At 66.3% G+C, this 24811-nt stretch carries 8 protein-coding genes; all 8 read right to left on the reverse strand.

The features are described 5' to 3' along the window. Positions 1–45: 45 nt before the first annotated feature. Positions 46–1908 (reverse strand): leucine-rich repeat domain-containing protein, encoded by a 1863-nt coding sequence (locus ACYVGC_RS21830; protein WP_460585988.1) that lies wholly within the window; start codon positions 1906–1908, stop codon positions 46–48. A gap of 52 nt (positions 1909–1960) precedes the next feature. After that, the gene (locus ACYVGC_RS21835; RefSeq protein ID WP_460585989.1) at positions 1961–2950 is read right to left on the reverse strand and encodes a hypothetical protein; all 990 of its coding nucleotides are present in this window, start codon (positions 2948–2950) and stop codon (positions 1961–1963) included. Positions 2951–3015: 65 nt separating this feature from the next. Continuing rightward, on the reverse strand, positions 3016–4935 hold the full coding sequence (locus tag ACYVGC_RS21840) for a hypothetical protein (RefSeq protein ID WP_460585990.1): 1920 nt from the start codon (positions 4933–4935) through the stop codon (positions 3016–3018). Positions 4936–5022: 87 nt separating this feature from the next. Further along, positions 5023–7014: a hypothetical protein gene (locus tag ACYVGC_RS21845; RefSeq protein ID WP_460585991.1), complete on the reverse strand. Its 1992-nt coding sequence runs from the start codon at positions 7012–7014 to the stop codon at positions 5023–5025. Between the two features lie 240 nt (positions 7015–7254). Continuing rightward, positions 7255–12183, reverse strand: coding sequence for a hypothetical protein (locus ACYVGC_RS21850; protein ID WP_460585992.1), 4929 nt, complete (start codon positions 12181–12183; stop codon positions 7255–7257). A gap of 145 nt (positions 12184–12328) precedes the next feature. Further along, positions 12329–17032 (reverse strand): hypothetical protein, encoded by a 4704-nt coding sequence (locus tag ACYVGC_RS21855; protein WP_460585993.1) that lies wholly within the window; start codon positions 17030–17032, stop codon positions 12329–12331. Between the two features lie 305 nt (positions 17033–17337). Continuing rightward, complete coding sequence (locus tag ACYVGC_RS21860; RefSeq protein WP_460585994.1) at positions 17338–20832, reverse strand: DUF6603 domain-containing protein; 3495 nt, start codon at positions 20830–20832, stop codon at positions 17338–17340. Between the two features lie 12 nt (positions 20833–20844). After that, positions 20845–23670: a metallophosphoesterase family protein gene (locus ACYVGC_RS21865; protein ID WP_460585995.1), complete on the reverse strand. Its 2826-nt coding sequence runs from the start codon at positions 23668–23670 to the stop codon at positions 20845–20847. Positions 23671–24811 lie beyond the last annotated feature (1141 nt).

The raw sequence follows: 24811 nt of genomic DNA on the forward strand, positions 1-24811 counted from the left end.
AAAAGTATATTTTACTTCAATTAATTTATTGTTTATCTCCCCGGCCTAGCTCACGCCTACCCCCGGGCCGGGGGGCGTGGCCGCCACCCACACGGCATAGCTATAGGGCAGCAGGGTGGGGGCATCGGGGGCGGCGGGGGCCAGCTCCCAGGCCTGGCCGCTGCCGGCCACCACGGTGTAGGGGCCGCTGGGCAGGCGGCCGGGGTCGACGCTGGTTAGGTCCAGGGTGTCGCCCACGGCCCACACATCCACGGGGGCCGGGCCGTAGTAGGTGGCGTGCAGGTGGCCTGCCTCGTCTATGGTGGCGCGCAGGGGCACGGCCTCATTGTAGCGCACCAGCCAGCCGGCCGCGCGCAGCTGGCCAATGGCGGCGCGGGTGGCGGCGCTCACCACGGGCGCGTTGTAGGTGTAGCCGAAGTAGGGGTCGTTGTTGTAGGGGCCGGGGTAGCCGGGCAGGAGGTAGTAAGAGGGGCTGCCGTCGGCGTTGTCGGCCAGGATGAGCTGGCGGCCCTCGGCGGTGGTGGCGGCCGTGCGGGCGGCCTCCACCACCTGGGCCAGTTCGGCCTCGGTGAGGCCGTTGTAGCCCAGGTGGAGGTAGGCTAGGTGCGGGGCGCGGGCCAGCACCTGGCACACCACGCCCAGGCTACCCTGGCCAAAGGGCTCGGGCCGGCCGGTGAGGCGGCCCATGGACAGGTCGAGGGAGGTGAGCGCGGCCAGGGCATTATCACCGATAACGAGCGTGCGCAGCGATGCCTGGCTGGTGCTGAGCGTGGCCAGGGCCGGCAGCTTCGAGATATCGACCACGTCGAGGCGGCCCACGCCGTGCTGGCCGGTGGTCAGGTCGAGGGTAGCCAGGCGGGGCAAGCTCGGAAAACACAGCTCCTGGCCAAAGAGGCGGTGCTCGGCCAGATTGAGGGCGGTGAGCACGTCATTGGGCGGGGGCAGCACCAAGCTGGTGCAGTACGAGCTGCTCGCGTTTAGGCTGTTCACCACGCAGGCGCCCAGGTCGAGGAGCGTGCCTTCATAACGGTAGGCCACCAGCAGGTCGAGGCCGGGCTTGTGGGCGACAATGCGGGTGTAGCCCCTGGAAAACTGCAAGTTGCAGAACCCGGTGAGCGCGGGTAGGGTATCCAGGTTCAGCTCGCCATACACCGGCCCAATGCCCGCCACGCTGCCGCAGGCCAGGGCCGGCAGCGTGGGGCTGCCCGCGTAGGCCAGCACATCGAAGTAGCGCGGGCCCTCGGCACTGGCAAAATGCACCGCGGGCCCCCCGCCGTTGAAAGCCCCGCTGCGCACCTGCCCGCCCTCACTGGTGCGGGCCAGCACCCGGGTATCGCGGCCCATGTAGAGGCCCAGGCCCAGGTCGGTTACGCCGGGCGAGGCCCAGAAGCGGCCCAGGTAGGTGCCGGCCTCGCCGGGGCCCACCGTTACATCGACCACCCCGGGGCGCACGTAGCGCAGGTAGATAACGTAGCGGGCATTGTCGGTGGGCAGCGGGCCGCTGAGCAAGTTAAAGCCCGGCGGCAGGCTAAACGCCTCACTGGCAAAGTACTGCACGCGCACGGTGGTGCCCCGCACGGCCTGGTCGTAGCTGAAGGCGCCGAGCGAGTGCTGGTTGTCGAAGCCCTCGGTGAGGGGCAGGCCCTCGGCATCCTCGTAGTCGGTGGCCTGCGCGAAGGTGATGGGCTGGCCCGGCCCAAAGGCCGTCAGCACCTGCACCGGCCGGGGCCGGGCCGGGGGCGACGGGGATACTTCGGCGGGGGCCAGAGCGGTAGTCAGCGTGCGCAGCAAGCCATTGAGCTGCCCGGCCGTGAGCTGGGGCGCGCCGCCCTTGGGCCGCACGGTGGCATCGATGGTGGCAAGCAGGGCGGCCAGGGTGGTAGCATTGGTGGGGTCGGCGGGCATCATGGGCGAGCGCGGATACGGTAGTGTGGTAAAGTGATTTTTGGTCCCCCGCTGTTTAGTCGGCCGCCCGGCCCAGCGCCTGCTGAAAGGCCCGCACGGCGGCCGAGTAGGTAGCCACCTCGGCGGCCGTGAAGCCGGCCCCGACGGAGGCAAAGCCGCAGGTTTTGCGGGAGTAGTAGCCCTGCGAGCGGCAGCCCAGCGTCACGGCCGGGCCGGGGAAGCCCGCGTTGGGGGTGGTGGCGGTGGCCAGCTGGCGGCCGTCGCGGTACACGGCCAGTAGGTCGGCCCGCTCGCGGGTGCCCAGCGCGAAGCCCAGGCCCGTGGCTACGGGTGCCGTGACCTGGCCGCCCACGCTGTTTTCAAAATACGTGCGGTTCTGGTAGTGGGCCAACAGGCTGAAATAGTGATTATTGGCCTCGCAGCCCAGCTCCACCTGCGTGCTGGAGGTATCGTCCGCGGTTACGTAATAGGCCAGGTGGGTAGAGGCCAGGGGGAGGTGGTCCTGGGGCAGGTAGTGGGTATCGGCCCACTGGTTCTGGCCGTTCCAGGCCACGCCCAGGTTGGTGTGCAGCGGGGTGCCGTAGAAGGTGAGGCGAAAGGCGTCATCGGTATCGGCGGGGTTTTTCAGGTTCAGGGCGTGGGCCTGGGCCGTGCCGCCCAGCATAGGGTACAGGGCGTGCAGGCGGTCCCAGAGGCCCGCCGTTTTCAGAGTTTGGGCCAGGGTGCTGAGGGCCAGCTGCTGGGTTTCGTCGCGCAGGCCGGCCGCCCCACAAAAGGCGGCGGCATCGGCATCGAGGCGGTCATCAACCGGGCCGGCCAGCAGCTGGCCCGTGCTGGTGATGCGCAGGCGAAAGGCCGTGCCATCGGGGGCAATGAGCACGGGGCTACCCGCCCCCCCGGCCGGGGCGCGGGCCAGCAGCTCGTCGGCCAGCAGGCGCAGCACGGCGTTGAGGGCGGGGGCCGTCACCTTGCCCGGCTGGGCGGCCGTGGGCGCGTGCACCGCCTGGTCGATGGCGGCATAAAGGGCCTCAAGGTTAGATAACATATTTATAATCAGTTTATTAGCTGATAAAATGAAAGAGCCTAGTACGCAAAGAAGCAGCCCGCCGGCTAGGCCAGCAGCAGCTCGGGCCGCAGGGTTACGTCGCGGCCCAGCGCCTGCTGGAAGGCCCGCACGGCGGCCGCGTAGGCCCCGGCCTGCGCGGGCGTGAGGCCGTAGCCGATGGAAGCAAAGCCGCAGGTTTTTTGGGAAAATTGGCCATTCTGGCGGCCGCCCAGCCAGATGGGTGCGGTGGGCTGGTTGGCGTTGACGTTGGTATCGCCGCGCAGGGGCAGCACCTGGCCGTCGCGGTAGAGGGCTACCGTGTCCGGGCGCTCGCGCACGTTGAGCGTGAAGCCCAAGCCGTGGGCCAGCGGCGGGCTCCACTGCGCGGTGCCGCAGCTTTCAAACTGGTTGACATTCTGGCGGTCGTGGTAGCGCACGAGCATACTCAGCGAGCCATTCTCGATGCAGCCCAGCTCAATCTGCACGCCCTCGTTGCTGTCGGTAACGGCGTAGTAGGCCAGGTGGTGGTCGGTGGCGCTAAGGTGGTCGTGGGGCACCAGGTGGGTATCGGCGTAGGTGCTGGCGCTAGCGCGCCACTCCAGGCCCTGGGCCGTGTGCACGGGGCTGTTGACAAACGTGAGGCGAAAGGCCGAGTCGGCATCGCGCGGGTCGATGAGGTTGAGGCGGTGGGCCTGCTCGGTGCCGCCCACCATCGGGTACGCGGCCCGCAGGCGGGGCCACACGCCGCTGGCCTTGAGGCTGCGCACGAGCTCGCCCACGGCCGCCACGTGGCGCGGGTCGGTGAGGCCGGCGGCCTGCACAAAGGCCAGGGCCTCAGGGTCAAGGGCCACGTCGCGGCCCAGCGCCTGCTGAAAGGCCCGCACGGCCTCGGCATAGGCCTGGACTTCGGCCGGGCTCAGGCCCTCCCCCACGGAGGCCAGGCCGCAGGTGCGGTCGGAGAAGTAGCCATCCTGGCGGTGGGCTAATAAGATGGGCGTAGCGGGGTAAGGAGCGTTGCCCGAGTCGTTTTGCGGGACCCCGGGCAGGGCCACCCCGTCGCGATAGGCACGCAGCGTGTGCCCATCGGGGCGGCTGCCCAGCGACAGGCCCAGGGCGGTGGGCACGCTGGCGCGCGTGCTACCGCCCGGCAATTCGAGCTGCACCACGCCGGTGTCATAACGGCAGAGCAGGCTCAGCGATTGGCCGTTTCCGAGGCAGCCGATTTCAATTTGCGTGGTGCTGGTCGGCGAGGTAGTGGTGGCGTAGTAGGCCAGGTGGCACGAGTTGAGGAACAGCTGCGCGGCGGGCACCAAGTGCGTATCGGCATACTGGGTGGCCCCGTCCCAGCCCGCGCCCAGGGCCGAGTGCGTGGCCCCGTTCGGAAAGGTGAGGCGGAAAGCCGCATCGTCGTCGCGCGGGTCTTTCAGGTTGAGGGCGTGGGCCCGGGCGGTGCCGCCCACCATGGGGTAGAGGGCACGCAGCTTGGGCCACACATTGCTGATTTTCAGGGCCCGCACGAGCTGGTTCACGGCCTCCTGGTGCCCCGTATTAGCCAGGCCGGCGGCGGTGCCGAAGGCCGCCGCATCGGGGTCCACGAGGCCGCTGGTGAGCACTGCGCGCAGGTGGCCGTCGTCGGCCACGGTGAGGCGGTAGCTGAGGCCATTGGGTGAGGTAAGCACGTCGAGCGGGTCCTGCAAGGGCAGGTCGTTGGCGGGCACCGTGCCCAGTTCGCCGGCATCGGTTACGGTGAGGCGGTAGCTGAGCAGGTGCGGCGAGGCCAGCACGGCGGGGCCGCCAGGGAGGGTGCCCGTGCCGGTACCGGGGGTAGTGCCAGTACCAGTAGTACCGGTAGTGCGGGCCATCAGCTCGTCGATGAGGGTGCTTAGAAAGTCGCGCAGGCCGAAGGCCGTAGTTTTGCCGTGGCCGTTTTCCCCGTTGGGGTGCACGGCCTCGAAGAGGGCGGCGACCAGTTGTTCCTTATTCATGAGTAAAGTCAGGTAGCAGCGGGCCCGCCAGCGTGGCAATAACCCCAGGCTGGCAGGCTGTTATAAAAAACTAAAAAACGGCGCGGCCTATTGGCCGCCTGGCAGGAGCAGGTCGAAGGCCAGGCCCGAGCTGCCGCCCGGCTGGGCGGGCCCGCGCTGGCGGCCAAACCAGTGCAGCACGCGGCCATCGAGCCAGCGGGCGCGGTAGCTGCGGCCCTCCACGCGCACGCCGGCGGCGGGCACCTCGTGCTCGTGCAGGCGGTAGGGGGCGGTGGGGCCGTGCAGCTGGAGCAGGGGCGTGCGGGGCTGCACGTAGTAGGCGGCGTCGGTGGGCAGGAAGGTGCGGCCGGGCACCTGGCGGGGCAGCAGGCCCTGCTCGAGGGCGGGGCTGCCGTTGGCGGCCTGCACGGGCACGAAGGGCAGCCAGTTTTCGGGCACGGTACCGGCCAGTTGGTAGCGGTAGGCGGGGGCATCGGCATCGGTGGCGGTGGCGGGGGGGGGGGTAGCCGGGGCGCGCAGCATTTCGGCGGCTTGGGCGGCGGCGGCGCTGCCATCGAGGCCGCCGGCAAAGCCGTCGGGCACGATGGTTTCGACGGCCCACACCAGGTTGGTAGCTTCTTCGCGGCGGAAGCTTACCTGCTCGCTGGGGCGGCCGGCCTGGGGGCTGAGCACGGCGGCCGGCACGTAGAGCACCGGGGCCAGGGCCGGGGTGCCGGGGGTGGTGGCGGGGTCGGTTTGGGCAAAGAGGCGCCAGCGGTTGGCATCGTTGTCGATGCGCACGGGCGCGGGGCTGGCGGGGTCTTCCGGCTGCTGACCGGCGCCGGCGGGCTGCAAGCGGTAGGTTTGGCCAAATACGTCGGTTACCTCCAGGCTCTCGACCTGGCACACGGTGCCCGGGGCTACGGCATAAGGCACGGTGTGCCAGTCGTTTTGGTAGAGAAACATAAACTCTTGCAAGAGCATGCGGCCCCAGTCGGCGGCGTGGCCCGTCACCTGGCCAAAGTCCACGCGGCGGTCCTCAAACTCCCACCAGCGGGCGGCCGGCGCGCCCGGAAACAGCACCTCGGTGGGCAGCAGCGTGCGCGTTTCGAGGGTGACGGCGGCGGCCACCGTGGCGCTGGGTGCGGCGGCGGCACGGTCCACAGCATACCAGGGCAGGGCGGCCCCGCCGGGGTAGTGGGCGGCGGTCAGGCCGTCGGCGCCCGCGCCCAGGCGGAAGCCGTAGGCCATGCCTTCGGTGCTCCAGGTGGCGTTGTCATCGCCCAAAAAGTAGAGGCGGTGAAAGGCGGCGATAAACTGCCGGGCCAGCACATCGAGGCCGTCGGCCAGGGCCACCAGCCCGGCCCGGCCGCCGGCCGTGGCCAGGCTGGCTTCCAGGTCCAGGGGGCGGGCGTGGGTGGCAAAGGGCGAGTTAGGAAAGTCGGCGGCCAGCAGGGTCTGGGCCGGGTGGCGGGTTTTGAGCTTCTCGGCCAGCAGCTCGCTGTCGGCCAGCTCGGCGGCCAGCTCGGTGCGGTAGGGCGCCAGCAAGTCTTGGTAGAGGGCGTAGCCATCCAGGGCCTGGCTACCAGCCAGCTGCACCAGGGCCAGCGCTTCAGGGGCGGTGGCCTGCTGGGCGGCGGTTACCTCGTCGGTAGCCTGGGCCAGCGGGTACACGGCGGCCCACACGGCCAGGGCGGCGGCCTGCTCCTGGGCCGTGCCGGGGGCCGGCTGGGCGGCCAGGGCAGTGCGCAGCAGGCGGCGCCAGTACTGGCCCATCTGGAGGCGCAGGCCCAGGCCCACGGCGCGGGGCTGGGCCTCCACGGCGGCTTCGAGGGGCTGGTGCTGGGGGTGGTAGGGGCGGCCGGCGGGCAGGCTGGGGGTGGCCAGGCAGCTTAGGGGCTGCTGGCGCAGGCGCACGGCGGCGGCGGCGGGGGTGCCGCGGTCTTCGGCCCGAAACTCGCGCATTTGCCACTGCCGGGCCAGCAGCCAGGTAGGGTCGCGCACTTCGGCCCGCAGCGCGCGGTTGAACTCGGGGCTGCGCGGGCGGGCTTCGAGGCGGTTGGCGGCGAGCAGGGCCTGCACCTGGCTGGGCGTTTGCATAAGCGTAAGCAAAAAACTGGGGCGTGGAGGAAGGGCTGCCAGGTAGGTAATCCCTTGGCAATAAGGGTAGTATGTTCCTAAAAAAAAGAAGCCGTGCCGGGCGGGCGGCCACCGGTGGCCGGGCGGGTGCAGCTGCTTTCCTTTTCCCAATGGCGCGGCGGCCCGGTGCGGAGCCGCCCGCGGGGCACGGCATTCTTTTTAGGTGATTATCAACGTCTGATTAGCAACTACTTGAACTATTTACTCCGGCTGCAAGGCCACCTCGTCGAAGCGGGCCGAGTTGTTGAGGCGGCCCAGGTCGAGGGTGAGCGTGACAGCCTGCTGGGCCACGGGGGCCACCACGGCGGGCAGCACGGTGGCCAGCGGCGTAAAGGCGAGCGCATCGGGCTCCACGGTGCGCTTCTTGGCCAGGTCCAGGGTTTCGTTGAGGGCCCCGGCCAGGGTGGCGAGGGTCCAAGTGGCGCCGGGGGCGAGCTGGGCCGGCGGGGTGGGCGGCACCACGAGCAGCATGGTTTGCGGGGCCTCCGAGTTGGGCTGGTCGAAGTGAAAGGTGAGGGCCGTGGGCTGCTGGGGCTGGGGCAGGGTTTCGGCCCACTCGTCGAGCCAGAGCGCGCACTGCATATCGGTGGCCTGGTACTGCGCCGGCAGCCACTGCACCAGCGAGAGGGCATCGGCGGGCGGGGCGTAGGGCGGCTTGGGGTTGCCCTTATCATCGGTCGTTGCCGTGTCCCAGGGCAGGCCCAGCCAGTAGTCGCCCTTGGTATCGGGCGCAATGCCGGGCACGCTCACGAGCTGGGCGGGCAGCAGGGGCAGCGGGGCCAGCTCGGTGGCGGGGTCAAGCAGGCTGTTGATTAACAATATTTTATCGAGGTGGTTGAGGGGCTCGCGCACCGTGGCCAGGCCGTGCACCCACTCCTGCATGGCCAGCGAAGGCGTAAGCGCCTGGGCCGGCTTGTCGTAGTAGCGCAGCAGCCGCAGCGCGGCGGCGGGGTCCACGGCGGCGGCGTAGGCGGCCTGGGCCAGGTTGGCCGGGTCGGTAGCGCTGGCCGCCGGGTTGCCGAGGGCAAACTCCACATCGGGCCGGAAGGCGGGGCCGAACAGCGCCTGGGCGCGGTCCAGTTCGGCGGCCACGGTGGGGGCGGCGGTGGCGGGCAGGTCGGCCAGGCGGGTTTGCAGGGCCTGGCGCACGCGGCGGCTGGCGGCATCCAGGGTGGCGGCATCGGCACCGGGGGCCAGGCCGGGCAGGGCCTCGGCCACGTCGAAGAGGGCCGCCTGGTAGCAGTCGGCGGCCGTGGCCGCCGTGGCCGCCAGGCCGGCGAGGGTAGTCTGGCGGGGCAACAGGCGGCTGCTGAGCGCGGCAAGCTGGGCCCCGGCATCCTCGTTGGCATCAGCCACGCGGCCGGGGGCTTGCAGGTCGGGGGCCAGGGCGGGGCGGGCGCCGCTCAGCAGCTGGCGCAGGCGGGCCAGCAGGGGCAGTACGCGGGCCAGGGCGGCCGGGGCCGGGCCAGTGGTGTAGTCGAGGGCCAGCCGGGCATCGGCCGGCACCGGGCCGCCGCTGGGCAGCACGCGCGGCAGCAGGCCGTAGGTATAGCTTAGCAGGCGGTCGAGGGTCGAGTCGGCTTGCAGGGCTTTCTTATCCAGCAAGTACAGTAAATCAATGGGTTGCAGGCCCGCCTGAAAGAGCGTAGCCGAGTCCCGGGGGAGCCAGTCGCCGTTAGCAGTGCGGTAGCCCAGGGCAAAGCTTACGGCCTGCGGGTCTGGCAAAAACTGACCCAGCCAGGCGTTGAGGCGCGGGGCGGCCAGCGCGCGCGGCGTGGGGCCGGCGGGCCAGCCCGTGAGCGCGGCGGCGGGCAGCTGCACCAGCACGCGCTGGGTGAGCGTGAAGCCGCGCGCATTGGGGTGCACGATATCGGGGTGCACCGGAAACTGGCCCTGGGCCACGCTTTCGAGCACGGCCCCGGCGCGGTCGGCGTTGCCCCGCGCCGCCTGGTAAATACTCTCCGTCACGGCCAGGTCGCCGAGGGCGTCGAGCTCGTCGGTGAGCTGGGCCAGCTGGGCGGTGATAAACAGGCCGAAGTCGGAGGTGGCGGCCGGCGTGAGGGCCACGCCGTAGGGGTAGGCTTTGCGCTGGGCGGCGGTGCGCAGCAGGGCCGCGCCATCGGTAACCTGGCGCTGGGCCTGCTCCACGGCGGTGCCCACGGGCGGCGGGGTGCTGCTGGCGGCTTGGTCGGCGGGCAGGGCCAGTTCGTCGGCAAGCGGAAACGACCGGCGGAACTGGCTGATATAGTAGGCGTATGGCTGGCCGTCGGCCGTGCCCGGCTGCTGCGTGAGCGCCCGCTCGAAGCGTTGGCCCAGCAGGGCCCCCAGCGAGTGGCCGCCGCGCAGGCCCTCAAGCAGCTCGAGGGCGGCGCGCACCCGGCGCGACGAAATATCGACGGCCATGCGGTCGCTGGCGGGGTCAAGCGGGTCGGCCGTGTGCTGGCGCGACTTGTAGCCCTGGCGCAGGATGGCGGCGGCCGTGCCGTGCGTCAGGCTCGGGGCGTGCAGGTAGCCCAGGTTGTCGGGGTCGGCGTGCACGCCGTCGGCCCCCACGGTAGAGTGGTCGGTGGGGCGGCCGTCTTCGAGCCAGCCAAAGGCCCCCAGGTGGCTGCCCTGGGCCCCGGCACTGGTTTCGCGCAGCAGGTGCAGGCGCTCGGTCACGGGGGCCAGGCGCCAGGCATCGAGGCGGTAGGAGCCCAGGTCGAGGTGCTCGGCCAGCAGGCGCTCCAGCCGGGCGGTGGGCAGCGCGGCCAGGCGGCCCAGGCTGGTGAGGTAGCCGGCGAGGTCGGCGTCGTGGGCCCGCAGGTACTCGTGGAGCGGCTGCGTGCCCCCGCCGCCCGCCGTGGTCACCTGGTCGTAGAGCCAGTTCCAGCGGGGCTTGTCGCCGAGGGTCAGGATGTTAAACGTCTCGCTTTCGAGCTGCTGGGCGGCGCTGGGCCGCTGGCCGGCGGCCGTGGTGTGGGTGGTGAAGTAGGCTTTGGCGGCGGCCCAGTAGCGCAGCAGCACGGCCTGGCGCAACAGGTTGTATAAGAGCGACTTCGGGGCGTGAAAATTACCGCTGTTGGCCGGGTCGATGATGGATGTGAAGCGTTCGAGCCGCACCTCGTCAAACGAGGCCCAGGCCAGCCAATCGACGTAGTTGGCGGCCCGGCCCGCGGCGGGCGTAAAGCCCGGCACGCTGCCCAGCAGGCCCCCAAATGAGGCCAGCGGCGCGGTTTCCGACAGCGGCTGGTCGTCGAGCAGCACGCCCTCCTGGCGGCGGGCGGCGGGCTCGTCGGCAAAGGCATCGGCGAGCTTGGTAAAGGCGCTCTGAAACACCTGCCCGAAAATGGGCGGCGCGGCCAGCGGGCGCGGCAGCAGCGTGCCGGCGGGGTCGAGCAAATCAGCAAAATCCTTATAAACAGGGCTTTGGGCGGGGTCATACACGCCAATACCGCTGGCCGCATCGGCCCAGATGCTACTGAGCTGGTTGTCGTCGTCGGGCGTTTGGTGGGCGTAGTTGTTGAGCGCTTCGGCCAGCAGCGGCCCGATGAGGTAGCGCTGGTAGTACTCGGTGGAGGTGGCATCGAGGGCCAGCGTGGTGAGCAGGTTGTCGCGTACGGTGGGCGGCTTCACGAAGCCCGCCTGGGCCGCGCCCGCCGCCACGCTGGCGGGGTACAAGTCATCCTGGGGGTTGAGGCGCTCGGTCCAGGCCGCGTCGAGCCGGCGCAGCACGGCCTGCAAGGTGGTGGCGTAGGCGTGGCCCGGCTGCTGGTCATCGGCCTGCCAGGCCGAAAACTGGGTGGTGGCCAGCAGGCCGTAGGGCTGGGCCCCCACGCGCAGGGCGGGGGCAGTGCCGCGGGCCAGCACGTAGCTTTCCACCAGCTGGCGCGTCCAGTCCAGGGCGGCGGGCGGCAGCAGCGGGGCCAGCATCTCCTCCAGGAAATAGCCGTAGGTGGCCGGCCACAGGGCCTGGTTAATGAGCTGAGCCTCCGTAGTATCCTGGCCCTCGGCGCCGGCCAGGGCGGGCACGGTGGGCAGGGCGGCGGGCGCGCCGCCGGCCGGGGCCAGGGCGCTGCTAAGGCCCAGGGCGGCGGCCAGGTGCTGGCCGTCGGGGCGGGCGGCCCAGGGCGTGGCCGCGTCGAAGGTGGCCGACTGCGTGAGCAGGCCAAAGGCGGCGTCGGCATCGGCCCGCTCGCGCGAGCTGTAGCCGGCGGCCACGGTATCGGTGTTGTTGGTGGGCGTGCCCTGGGCCACCAGCTGCAAGCCATCGGTGTAGTAGTGGTCGCTGAGCAGGCGCTCAAACGCCTGCTGGCTGTCGGTGGGGCTGGCCTGGCGCACGCCCACCACCACGAGGCGGGCAAAGCCGGCCCGGTACTCCTCCTCCGAGGCGAAGGCAATGCGCACGGCCATGCCCACGCGCTCGGCCTCGGCAAAGTCCACGGTCCACTTGTTCTGGTCGTCCACGCCCAGTACGCCGCTGGGCGTGCTGGGCGTGGGGTCAGGGTGCAGGCTCACGCTCAGCGCCTGAGGCCCGATGGCGTTGCCCGTGGCCGCGTGGCGCAGCACCAGAAACTCGGTGGTGGGCTGCGGCACGCGGCTGGCCGCGTAGGCCGGCGAGGTGGGCGAGCCAAAGAGCAGCTGGCCGGCAGCGGTGGCCTTCACCTCCGTTACCTCATCGGCCTGGGCGGCATCGGCGGCGGTGTAGAGCAGCACCGAAAAGCGGTCGGGCAGGCCTAGGGCCACGGCCGGCTCAGTCCAGTTGCTGTCCACCACGGGCAGGGCCGTGGCCTGGCCTAGGGCCGACGTCTGGCGCAAAATCCAGCTGGCGCGCGGCACCCCAAAGCGGGCTACCAGGGCGCGCCAGTGGCCCAGGTCGTGGGGTTGCGGCTGGCCGTGGTCGTCGGTAAAGGGCGACTGGCCCCAGTAGTCGCGGCCAGCGGCCTGCTCGGGGGCCGTGAGGGCCACCTGGTGGGTGCTGATGCCGAGCTGGTCGGGGTAGCAGCGCACGAGCAGCTCAAACTTCTCCGCCGTGCCGGCGGCGGGGCGGGCGGGGGTGTGCACAAACTTCACCTGCACGCTCACCGGCAGCAGCAGCACGGGCAGGTGGGCATCGAGGTTGGCGTTGAGCGAGGGCAGCGGGGTGGCCATAAGGGAGTACTGAATAACTGCTTTAGACTAAAAGCAATCGAGAAATAAGGGACTAAAATGCTAAAGCAAAAAATAGCTACTATTTACCTGGGGCCGGCGCACGCGCCGCCCGGGTGGGGGCGGCGCGGCACCAGCGGCCGGCAGACTAGCCGAAGATGTCGGCCAGCGGTAGGCTGGCCAGCACGGGCTCCTGAAACAGGGCGTAGGCCACGCGGGCCCCGTCGGTGAGGTAGGCCACGCCGGCCGGCTCGGCCGTGGCGCGCGGCTGGAGGCTGGTGGCCCCGGCGGGCGGCGCGATGGGGTAAAACGCCAGGTTGTCATCGGTCTTAATGCCCAGGGCGTCCCGCAGGTAAGGTACCGACAAGTCGTTCCAGCTCAGCGGGTTGACAGTGGTGAGCGGCACTGGGTCCGGCACTGGGTCGGGTAGGGTAACCAGCTCATCGAAGCCAAACTTGGGCTGGCCGGGGCGCTCCATGAGCAGCAGCGAGTAGGTGGCCTTGGCGGCGGCCACATCGGCCACCTGGGGCACCGCGAAGGTCACGATGGCCATATCCTGGCCTACGGCCAGGCGCTGGCGCGGGTGCAGCAGCGTGGCGGGCGCGGTGGGGTCGGGCAGCACGGCCGGGGCCGGCGCGGCGGGCTGGGCGGGGGCCACCACGCTGGTGAGCTGCAAGGCCAGCACCAGGTTGGGGTAGCGGCGCAACAGCTCCGAGCGCACGGCCAGGCGCAGCAGCACCGGGGCATTGGCGGCCGGCGCGGGGGCATTGGCCCCCAGCGGCTGGCGGCCCCACTGGTCGAGGGGCTTGATATCGACCAGCGCGGCTTCCTGGTTGGCGGTGGCCGTAGCGTCGGCCGGTAAAGTGGTGTTGAGGTGCTCGCTCACGTCCCAGAACTGCTGGAAGAACGTGCCGCGCAAATCCACCGGGAAGCCCCGCCAGCTCAGTTCCGAGCCCAGGGCGTGGTTGAGGCCCACCATATAGGCCTCGATGAATGCTTGGTTGACGTCGAGCACGGCCACGCCGCTGGCTGGGAAATCGCCCAGGCCGGGCACAAACAGGTCGGGGTGCAGCAGGCGTAGCGGCTCGCCCATCGGGTCCTTAAACACGGGGAACACCTTGGCCTGCTTAAGGGCCGGCAACGTGCCATCGGTGGCGGGCGCCGCCGTGCTAGTGGCCGTGCTGCGTTGGCTAGTGGTGCTGCTGCTGGCCGGACTCTCGCCCATGATGCTGGCCGGGCTGCCGGCCGTGATACCGTCCAGGTTGGTGGGGGGCGGGCTGGCCCTCACCTCGCTGGCCAGCAAGGCATTCACCACGGGGGCGGGGGCGTCGGACATGGGGGCATCGAGCACCGGTGCGGGTGGGCTGTCGTACACTACCCCGGCCACGGTGCGGAAGTCGGCGGGGCTGAAATCGGTCCCCAGCCAGTCGGCCGGGATGGTGTAGGCGGGCTCCTCCACGTCGTCGCCTACGTAGAAGTCGTTGGCGTTGAAGTCGACGGCCTCAAAGTCGCCGGGCACCACTGGCTTGGTGGGGGGCAGCGAAACGGTGGGGGCCGCCTGGCCGATTTTCTTCGTAAAAATCGGGCCCGGGGCGGTGCCCGTTACCAGGCCGGTGAGCAGGGTGGGCAGCGCCAGCGCGGGGCGCTTGTACTGGGGCTTACGGAAGCCCACGCGCCGCTCGGCGGTGCCGGTGGTGGCCGTAGGCTGCACCACGAAGCCCCCGAAGGCGGCCTGCAGGCGGGCCAGCGCGTCGGCATTACCCGTCAGCTGACTGATACTTATCTTACTGGTATCAACCTCTTTATTGAAAGCAAGCAACAGCTTATCCACCCGGTCATCGGCAAACTGCAAGGTGCGGGCCTGCTCGGCCAGGGGCGGCGTGGCGGCCAGGCGGCCCTGGGCCAGGCTGGTGAGCAGCACGTCGCGCTGGCGCAGGCTGGTGCCGGCTTCGCGCAGGGTGGGGCTAGCTGGGGCCGGGCCCTCGGGCTGGGTGGGGCGCAGCGGCCGGCCGGCCTGGCCCACCACGTAGTTGCCAAAGGGCTTGGTGAGGCGCCGAAACGTGGGGCTGAACGCCGCCAGCGGCGTGCTGCTGCGCCGGATGGCCTCGCGCGCCGTGAGGGGGGCCTGGGTGGTGGGGTCCGTGACGCGCACCCGGCTCAGGGCCAGGCCGGTGAGGTGCAGGCCGTAGTCGGCCATGCCCACGCTGGTGGCGGTGCTGGTGCTGGTAGTCACGCGCGGCGACCCCACGCTTTCGGGCACGAAGCCGGCGCTGGTGGGGCCGTCGCTGGTACTGGCCTGGGCGCTGGCAAACGAGGCGTCGGGGCTGGTGAAACTGGTGGCCAGGTTGCCGCCGCCCATGGCGCTCGTGGTGGTCGTGGTGGTAATAATGGTGGCCAGCGGCAGGTGCTGGTCGCGCAGGCCGGTGGTGGTGCGCAGGCCGTACTGGGCCCCGCGCAGCTTCTCATTGGCCAGCAAAATGTCCTGCACCTGGTCCCAGGCGCGGCGCACGTACTCCTCCTGGTTGGTACGCACCACCTGGGCCCCCAGCGCGGCCAGGGTGCGGTAGCGGGCATCGAGGTTCACGCGGTGCTGCCAGCTGCCGGCAATGGGCGCGGCCGAGGTGGGGGCCGTGAGCGTCAACTGGTCGAGGTAGGCACGGCCGTAGAGCGGGGGCGTCACCACGGGCCGGCTGCCAGCCGCGGAGGCCAGGCTGAGGCCAGGTGTGAGCTGGGTGTAGAGGTAGCCGGCCGGGGGCAGCAGCGCGGCGTTGGTAGCGGCGTCGGTGGGCACGGGGGCCGCCGCATCGACCAGCAGCGCCGGCATGGGCAGCGGGTAGGTGCCCGCCGGGGTGGGCACGGCCAGGCGGGGCGCGGTGGCCGCCGTGGTGCTGGCCTGGGCCGAGCCAAGCTGGGCCACCAGGCTCTCAAAGTCTTCCTCCGAGCCCGTGCTGAACTGCCACTGAAAATACACCGGGAATTCGAGCGCCGCACTGCGCGGGCCGTCCGGGATGGCCGGGGTAGTTTCGTCGATGTTGGCGGTGCTCAGGCCCAGGCCGGCCAGGCGGCCCACTTCCAGGGCCGGCAGCACAAAGGCGGTGTAGGCGGTGTCGGCCGCCAGGCGGCGCGGGCTCAGCAGGCGCGAGTAGGCCAGGTCGGGGCTGGCGGGCAGCGTTTTATTGAGAAAATTGTCCAGCTCCGTAGCGGAGGGCGGTGTGGGCTGCGTCGTCGCATCGCCGGGGGTACCCAGCGGGGCCATTACCTGCACGTGGGCCCACAGCTCGGGCTGGGCCACCCAGCCGGCGGGGGCCGCCCCCGAGGGCAGCGGCGCGCCGGGACTCACCGCGATGCGGGGCAGCGGTCCGGTCAAGGGCAGGGTCGTAAACTCGGTGCCCTTGAGCACCAGCAAGAACAGCCAGGGCAGCGGGGCCTCGGGCTTGTTTTTGAGCGCTCCCGGACCGTTAAAATCGGAGCTAAAAGCGGCCCGCTTGCGGGTGCTGTAGCGCCAGGGCAGGTCCTCATCCTGAAACTCGATGGCCGCCAACTGAAGCGGCGAAAAGCCCGTGGCATCGGGGGCCGGCGTGGTGCCCAGAATGGCCCGCTGGTGCAGGCCCATCACCTCGCCCGGCCCGTAGATGCGGGCCGTGGTAGTGGCCACGGTTTCGGGTTTAGTATTGCGGGTGGCCGGGATGGCCGGCGTGCTGCTGGTGGCCGCCACGGCGGGGTCTATCGAGAGGGTAGCCGCCAGTTGCACGCGGGTGCCGCTGGCCACGCTGGTGAGCTGGGGCTGCACCCAGGGCAGAAACACGAGCTGGTCGCCGATTTCGAGGTCGGGGGGTAGTACTTCCAGCCGAATAACTTTAGGAGTTTCGCCCGCTTTGGGGGCCGCCGGCACTTTGCAGTCAGGGTGGTCTACTAGTGATACCGTCAGGTCATAGAGGCCGGCCGGCAAGTCCGAAAGCGTTACTTCGGCTATCGTTTGGCCACTAGCTGGGGTTGTATCCAGGGTTTGGCGCAGTACTTCAGCCCCATCCTGGGTTAAAATGAACAACCCATCACCGGTTCCTCCGCTCAGCTTCACAAGGAGCTTGCCAGTAGCCTTGCCCCGGTCGGTGGCTACTTGCGACATGCCTTCGTATGTCAGTTGGCAGTCGTACGCGGTATTTTGTTCTTTGGCAATGGTAAAGTTGCCCCTCTGAATGGACTGACCATCTTCTACCTCGATGAGATAATTATAGACCCCAACCGGTACGTTTAAAATCTCGTGCACCCAGGCATTAGCCTTAGTGACCCCACTGTTCAGGTTGCGGTTGGTGAAGAGCGTGCGGCCTTCCAGGTTAGTTACGGTGCCATACACGGGGGCCGTTAGCTCCGTTGTAGGGCTCTTGGGCGTTACTTCAAAATAGACCGTGCCGGGCGTGCCGGTTAGCGACTCGCGCGTGGGCGACACCTTCACGTCTACCGGGTTGGTGACGAAGAACGTGCCCGTCAGCGAAGGCTGGTCATCATCTACCCGTATTTCGTACGGGTAAGTGCCCGGTGCGAGGCCCGTAAAAGTGTGAAACCGCTTGTTTTCGGTGGGCGCATGGTCCGTAAATGGCACTCGCGGGCCGCCATTCAGGCTTCCCGATACCGCAGTAGTAATATCAAGACCAGCAACAACGGGGCTTACGCCAATAATAGCAATGCCCAGCGTGCCATTAGGTGCCACGTTCTGCACCTGAGGCATTTCTGCGCGCAGTCGGTTGCCTATGCGGTATTCTACCTCCCCGTTGCCTTTATGGTACACAAAAGCGTAGCTGCCCACGGGCACGCCATACTGGGCAGCATCAGCCCCGTACCCATTCTGAGGCACTATAAAGAAGTCGACCAGTTCAGTAGTTGGTTTGCTATAATAACTGTCGGGGGAGGGCTCCGCTATTGCACCTTGATACCCCCCCACATAAGGTTCAGGATAAGGCTCATTCAGACCTAGCTCAGTTGCCTTGGTTTCCGTATTCCAAAACGTGGTTGACCTATAATAATTTACACTATATACGCCCGGATTTTGCGGGTCGTCCGCAAAATCACGCGGGCCATCATAGGTGGTAGCTAAATGAATAAGTGACATTCTTATTTGAATTTAAATTATTTATCTCACTTTACTATATCCTGCGCGCCCTACGCTCCGGCCAGCTCGTAGCTGGGCACCACCAGCACCTCGGGGGCCAGGCTGGGCTGGGCGGCCACCACGGCCTGGCGGTACTGCTCGGCCTCCACCTGGGTGGAGAAGGCGGCGTGGCCGGCGTAGGCGGTGAGGTCGGCCGCGTTGGCCACGGCGTAGGTGTCTTCGGCCCAGCCCACGGGCTGGGGGGCGCGGGCCGAGGGCCGGGCGGCCGCCACGGCTTGGCCCAGGGCCCCGCCCTTGGCCAGCTGCCGGAACTGGTCGGCCTCCACCTTGATGCGGTGGCCGCCGCTGGTGCCGTCGAGTAGCTTTTGCTCGTAGGCCACCACGCGGCGCGTTACCTGGGTGGTGCTGGTGAGGCCGGCCAGGCTTTTGAGGCGCAGGCCGCTGGGCAGCAGCTGGAACGAGGGCAGCGAGAGCCGCTGCGCCTCGCTGAGGGTCGTAAACTGGTCGGGGGCGAAGAACTCGCGCACCGCCTCCAGCGGCGCGGGGCTGTCGCTGAGCTTATAGGTGTGGGCGGCGGCATCCTTGCCTAGCGTGAGCTCGGTGAGGGCGAAGTAGTGGCCATTGATGGGGGCCGACGTGCCGCTGCCGTACTTGCTGAGCAGCAGCCCGAAGGGGGCCACGTGCTGGCGCAGCACCAGCGCGCCACGCGGGTCGAGGAAGGGCTGGCCGGCGGTGGCGGCCACGGGGCGCAGCACCACGCCGCCGGGCTGGGCGGCCGTTTGGGGGGCCTCCACCTCCCAGCTCGTGGGGGCGGCCAGGGCCTTCACGAGCATCGCGTGCACGTCGGGGGCCACCAGGGCGGGCTCCGGGTCGCCCCCACTTTGGATGGTGGCGTTGATACCCACGCTGATTTTGACAAACCAGATGCGGAAGCTGACCTCGCCCCAGAAGTGCCAGGGGCGCGGGCCGGTTACGTCGAGGCGCAGGTGCAGGCTCAGCAGCTCCGAGTCGCCGTTTTTAATGGCCACCTCGGCCGTCATGTTGGACGTGAGGGCGAAGGGGTTGAACTGGAACAGCGTGTCGAAGCCGAAGTGGCCCTCCACGTGCAGCCCCCGGCACAGGCGGTAGTAGAGGTCGAGGTGCGCGCCAAACTGCACCGTGTTGGCCGTTACGGCGTAGTAGCTGGCCAGCGTCAGGCGCAGGTCGTTGCTGGGGGCCAGGGCCAGGGTAATGCGCTGGAGGCCCGTGAGGTTGGCGCCAGCCGGCGGCTGGAAGTTGGGGTGAAAGCCGCCCGCCGTGATAACGAACACCGGGTTGGTGCCCTGAAACAGGCGAAACGCCATGCCGCCCGACAGGCTGTAAATCAGTAACTTAGAGGAGGAGAGCGTGGCGTCGAACGAGGCTTTCTTGGCCCCGAAATCAACGTAGCCCAGGAAATCGGCCCGCAGCTTGAGCAGCTCGTTGGCCTTGCTCGGCAGTGAGGCTTGCAGCACGCCCAGCATGATGATGGTAAGCGGCTCCGGAAACTCGACCAGCAGGGCCACGTCGAGGCTGATGAGGCTACCCGACACGCCCCAGCCGAGCTGGGCCATCAGGCCGATGGTGTGGCGGCCCACCTTGGCCGGAAACGCACTGTCGGCGAGGGCCACGGCGGCGGCCGGGTCGCTCATTACGTTGTCGGGGAAGAGCAGCGTATCCAGCTTTTGGGTGCGCGCCAGCGTGCCCAGGTAGTCGATGTTAGCGGCGCGGTTCACGCCCACCAGCCCGCCCAGCCCGCTCAGCTTAAAGCCCAGCCCCAGCTCGATGGGCCCGAAGGTGGCCGTCAGCAGCAGCAGCAGCGAATAGGCATCGGGGTGGCCTGGCACCTGCGTTTGCAGCAAGCCAATGGCATTGACGTTGATTTCCTTTGGCCCCGCCTTAATCTTCAGGTTGGCCACCCCGGCATATTTGTGGTTGGGCGCGTCGAAGTAGAGGTAGCCCCCGCCATTGACGAGGTCGGACTTTACTTCAATACCCACGCCGGTGGGGTACTTGAACTGCACGTCGGCCTGGGCCACGCCCAGGTTGCCGCCCGCGCCGGGAAAGGTGAGGTCCACCGTGGCCCCAATGTCGGTGAGCTCGGCCGACACCGGCCCCAGCTTCACGCGGCCCGAAGCCGTGGCGCTCAGCTGGAGCTTGGAGGCGGCGGCCGTGAGGCCCACATCCACGCCTCGGATAACCAGCAGGCGGTCGGCCACGCTGTTGGTGATGGTGTAGTGCGCTTTGAGCGTAGTGCTGCCCAGCAGGTAAAACCCCTTGGCCTTCGACCAGCCCAGACCCAAATCAAAAGCCCCCGACACCCCGGCCGCCGGAATGATAGAACCCAGGAAGCCCCCGGCCTCCTCGGGCCGCAGCACAAACTTGGCCTTGCTGGCCTGCGCCAGCACGCCGTAGTCGGCCCCGCTGGCACTGGCTTGCAGGGTGGCCTTGAAGGCTACCTCGCCAATGGCTAGGTGCGTGCCCTGCGGCGCGCCAAACAGGAAGGCGTTGCCTGAACTATCGGGCTGGCTCTTTACGCTGGCTGTTGCACCAAAGCTTCCAATGCTACCATCTAGCAGCACGCCCTGCGGCCCAATGGCCAGGCCATTGATGCTGGCCGTGAGCAGCACTTCTACCAGCCAATTAGTAAAGTCGCCGTGGTACGTAGCGGTGCCAAACGGGGCAATAATCAACCCCAGGTTCCCATCTTGCTGTGAGGAAAGCGCCAGGGTAAACCCGAAGGACGCTATGGGCCCCTGCATGAGCATGACGGTGAGCATATGGCGCTGCAACTCGTCGGATACCGCGCCGTAGGTTATGCCATCAGTGCCTTGCCCATCGGTGGCGCTCATACCGTAGCTGGCAAACAGCCCAACCGAGTTAAATAAGCGGGCCAACCGGGGAAACAGCTTATCGGCCACGGCATGGGCTTCGGCGCGCGTGGGCAGCCCACTGGGGTAGTAGTGGGTTTTCACGTAGCCGGCCGGGTCGCTGAAGAGCGCCCCCAGCTGGTTGAAGTGCAGCTGATAAGCCCGGTAGGTAGCGCGCACCAGCTGGTCGTTGCCGTCGAGCACGGGCGGCTCTGCCTGGTGCTCATACGGGTCGCCCACTATCTCCAGCAGCACCAGCACGGCATAGAGCGTGGGGTGCACTGCTTGCAGGTAGTTACCCAGCAGGGCCACCGTAAGGTCCTGTATCAGGTTTAAATTAGCATTGAAAGCATTGGCTACTTCCAGCAAATGCTTCAATTTGGCTAGCACGCCCAGCAAGCTTTTTACGTGGTCGAGCTGGGTTCTGAGCTCCGCCAAGCTGGTGGCAGGGTGTTGGAAGAGCGTCTGCAACAAGATATAATCCGCTTGCAGCTCGGTTACCAGGTTGGCGAAAGCCTGGATATCCAGCGCATCAGAGTCGTAGCCAATCAGGGCCAGCAGCTGGGCGCGGCGCGGCTCGCTATCCACGGCCGCGAAGAGCGGGCTCAGGGCGATTTTTAGCTCGTCGAAGGCCGCGTTTATTACAGGAACAGACATATAGACTAGGCGCTAGTGGGTGTAGGGGTCAACTGGCTTAGCATCTTTGGCCCCCATCAATACAGCAAACTTGGAATTAGGCTGGCGTGGAAGGTCGATGCCGTCGTGCGCTTTATCAGGTCGGCTCCACCACAGGTTATGGCGCAAAAACTTGGTTGTCTCGGTAGCTCCCCAGTCGAAAAACACCTCTCCAAAGTTGTTGCGGCCTACTGCTTCCCTCCCCGACGCGTCTTCCAGATAAGCCTCGTTATTGCGGGCAGCGGCCAGAATTTTTTGTAGCGCCTCCGCCCGCTGCTGGGCCGTAGGGTTGCTAGTTCCAGTGGCGGGGTCGTCTACCCGCTCGCGTGGAGGAAGGGGGGTAGGCGGAAACGCTTTCAGGTACGTGATGCGGTACACCCAATCGGGGGCAATAGTGTATTCTCCATTTAACTGAATGTCCGCGTAGGTAGTGATATTGCTTGTTTCTACAACTGGCTTGAGATAACTGACTGTTATATCGCCAAAAGGAACATACCTGTTTATAGATGGTAAAATCCGCTTTTTATCTCCTACCTTTTTTAGCGCGTCATGATTGCTGGATGGAAGCCAGCCCGCCCACACTGCTGGATTTAGTAGGTACTTGTTATCATACCCTAACTCATCCACGCTTTTTTCACCATATGACCCTACTCCTCTATATACAACAAATTTTTCTTTTGAATTTTTTAAAGCACTCGCGCATAACTGTGCTAATATGAAGTGGGTAGGATAGGTAGTAAATTGCGGACTAGCCAGTGTTCCCTCCGTATCGAAAAGACGCGTGGCCCAAAACTCGACTCGGTTGGTAAAGCCGTAATGCACATCTCCGGAAAGTACTATTATTCGTCCGGGTGGAGCGGTTGCTACATCCTGCTGACGAGCTGCTACACAGTGGCAAATACCTGCGTATAAATCCTGTAATCCTCGTTGCTGATATCCATATGCCTCAGAATCAGTATAATAATTTACATTATTATCCGTATTGTTTTCGCCAGCTGCTAATATTGCGCTACCAGCCGCTGTACGAGCCTGAAACCCTCCTAAGTCTTCTTCCACATTTGGAATACCCGAGATTGGCGTGGCAATGACGATGAACGTGACTTCCGGTACAGTGGTGGAGGCCCCGGTGGAGGCCGTCAGCTCAGCCATTTGTAAGCCCAGGCCTTCGCGGCTAATGAGCGCGGCAAAATCGCTGTCGGAGCCGGGGTACGCCCGCATGGTGCGCGTGTCCAGCACCAGTACTTCGTGCTTTTCCCAGGCAATGTAAAAGTGGTGCTGGATACGGTCGGCATTTTGGGGTATCAGCCGCCGGTGCAGCTGTAGCTGCTGCCAGTCGGGCAGGCCCGTGAGAATACCTAGTGAATCCCAAATATTATGCGCGATGGCCGGGCTGAGCAGCGAGCCTTTGGGGTCAAGCACGTCGTAGCCAAACGGTTTGCTATTCCACAGCGGCACCGTATTGAGAAAGCGCCAGCCCAGGGTGCTGTAAGGCAGGGTAGCGTGTTCTTCAAACTGCTGCGGGGTATTGCCCCAACTCTGAAACAGGGTATAAGCCGTCAAGCCATTCTGGAGCATGCGGCGGCCCAAGCTCTGATTGAGCGCCGTCTCGCACCAATGAAAGTCCAGAAACCAATCGTCCGTGATTTCGTGGTCGTCACAAATCATGTAGGTTGGGATATTAGCCAGGGCCCGCCGCACATTCACCAACTCGTCCTGGTAGAGTTTTGCCCGGGTAATAGACCGCTGTAATAGTTGGTAGGGCTTTTTTTCCTCCGATTTGGGTGGTAGCTCGGCTATATACTCCGGGCTGCCGTATAGCGGCAGCTTCGTATCTGGAATTTCCGGGAAATACTTGGTGGAGTAGACGTTGCGAAACCCTGGGTATTCGTCAATCTTTAGGGCTTCGTCGTATTTTGGCCAGAGTATGGGCGACCACATCAGCAGGTACATCGTGTAGTACTCGCCTAGTTTAATCAAGTGATTATCTACTACTTCCCACTCGCCGGGAAAATGCAGGCCCGACTCTTCCTTGAGGAGCTCACCCCGCCGGCCTACCTCCAGCCGGCCGGCGTAGCGGGGGTCCGCCTCGAGCGGCGTGCTGGCTAGCACTGGGCCAATCGGTAAGCTTTCCTGCCAGTTCAGCAGGCTACTGCGCTGACTCAGGAGGCGGGGGGAGGCGGCATCGACATCCAGCGCGGCATCGGCTCCCTCACTCAGGTCGCGCACCAAAAACAGCAGGAGCGCATCGACATCATCGGCATAGATTTGGTCGCCGGTCAGAAACAGCTGGTGGGGCCGGTTCTCGGCAAAGGTGGCGGGGTTGGCCGCGGCCGTTTCCAGGATGCCGTCCATATCGGCCATCGCGTCCGTGCCATCAGAGTGCAGCTTGCGGCACGAGGCGTGCAGAATGCGGAGCTTATTGAGGTCGGCGGGGGGCAGCGAAAAGGTGGGTAGCGAATAGCTGAGGTAACATAGCCCGGTATTACCGGTAAAGTCAACGCCTTGACCTTTAATATTATAGCTGTAGGTGTGGCCCTGCTGCAACACGCCGTGGCCATTTTGCTTGGCCGTCAGCACGACGATGTGTAGGTGTTCGCCCAACGCGACGGTGTCGCGGCCGCCCTGCAAAATCACCGTGGTACCGGCCCTGTTGGTGGTGCCGTTATCATACACTTCCAGCCTAAGCTGGTTGCTCCCTACCCGCGGCTCTTTCAGCGCTAGCCACACCGATACATTATCCTTTTCTACCCGGCGCAGGATGGGACCCGCAATAACTACCGGTAAATCGCTGAGGCGTTCTGAGATTGGTTTCCAAGCCATAGTAGTACAGTAGTAGTTTTTTAAACAATGCTACCTTAGGTAGCTTTCCTCTGAGGCGTTTTTGCAGTAATCCTTTTCCTTTTGGCTGCCTACTCTCCTATTTAGCAGGCTTGGCAAGGCGGCTGGCATTGGCGGTTTACGACGGTAGTAGCGGGCTGCAGGAAATGTGGCTTCGTAAATCCCACAGCGGCTTGGTATCGGCAGCAACGCAGTGGCAATGACAGGGAACCCCACGCAGCATTGGCGCACTACTACGCACACTGCGCAGGGCCACTGGGGTAGGGTAAATGGGCTTTGCCGCCACCACTGCCTAGCCCCGCGAAGCGTGGACAAAAGGTGGTGGCGAGCTCAAGCACGCAGGAGGTAAATAGCATGTGAGGGGCCGCAAGGAAGAGCTTCAATCAGGTTGTTACCATCTTCATGTCCACGAATGTACGTGGAATACCTAGCCTTAAATGCTAAAAATATTTGACAAATATTTTTAACTATTGTATTTAGTTTACTTTAGTATAAGCTAAGCTTACTATGGTGCTTATTCATCCGGTATTTTTTCGTGGACGGCTCTACAGGCCGTGGTAGCCTCTGTACCTCTCGGCTTGCATGCGCCACCGCGAGCCAGTAGGTCTGCGAAGCATTAGTAGCCCAGGCAGCCGGGGGCGAACCGGTGAAAACGTGAGACAGGGCTGCCGGCAGTTTACCTACTAGCTTCTCCTTTCCCAAACCCAACCTGCTACCCAGGCACCAGCAGGTGACCCTTAGCGGGTGTTAGAAAATGAAGCGGGTTCTAAGCGATTGAGACACCTGGTCATGCGTAGCGATGAGCAGCCGGGCTTTCTGCGAACGCGGGGCAAATTCGTAGTCAATGGCTAGTCGCCGTAAGCCGATGAGCCCAGCGAAGGTGCGTTCCACTACCCACCGCTTGGCCACCGGCACGCAGCCGCGGATGCTGAGCGGCCGACTGCCCACCTGGGGTGTGAGGCCTAGCTTGGCAACGCGCCTCCGCTAGCCCTTGTCAGTGCTGACGGTAGCGGGGGCGTAGCGGGCCAGCCAGTGGCCACGCGGTCAGCTTGATTAACGGCATCACTCTTTATATTGCTAAAGTATTTTTAGAGAAATTACTTGGTCGCTATTGGGCAACTAC

The organism is Hymenobacter arcticus, from assembly GCF_054779975.1.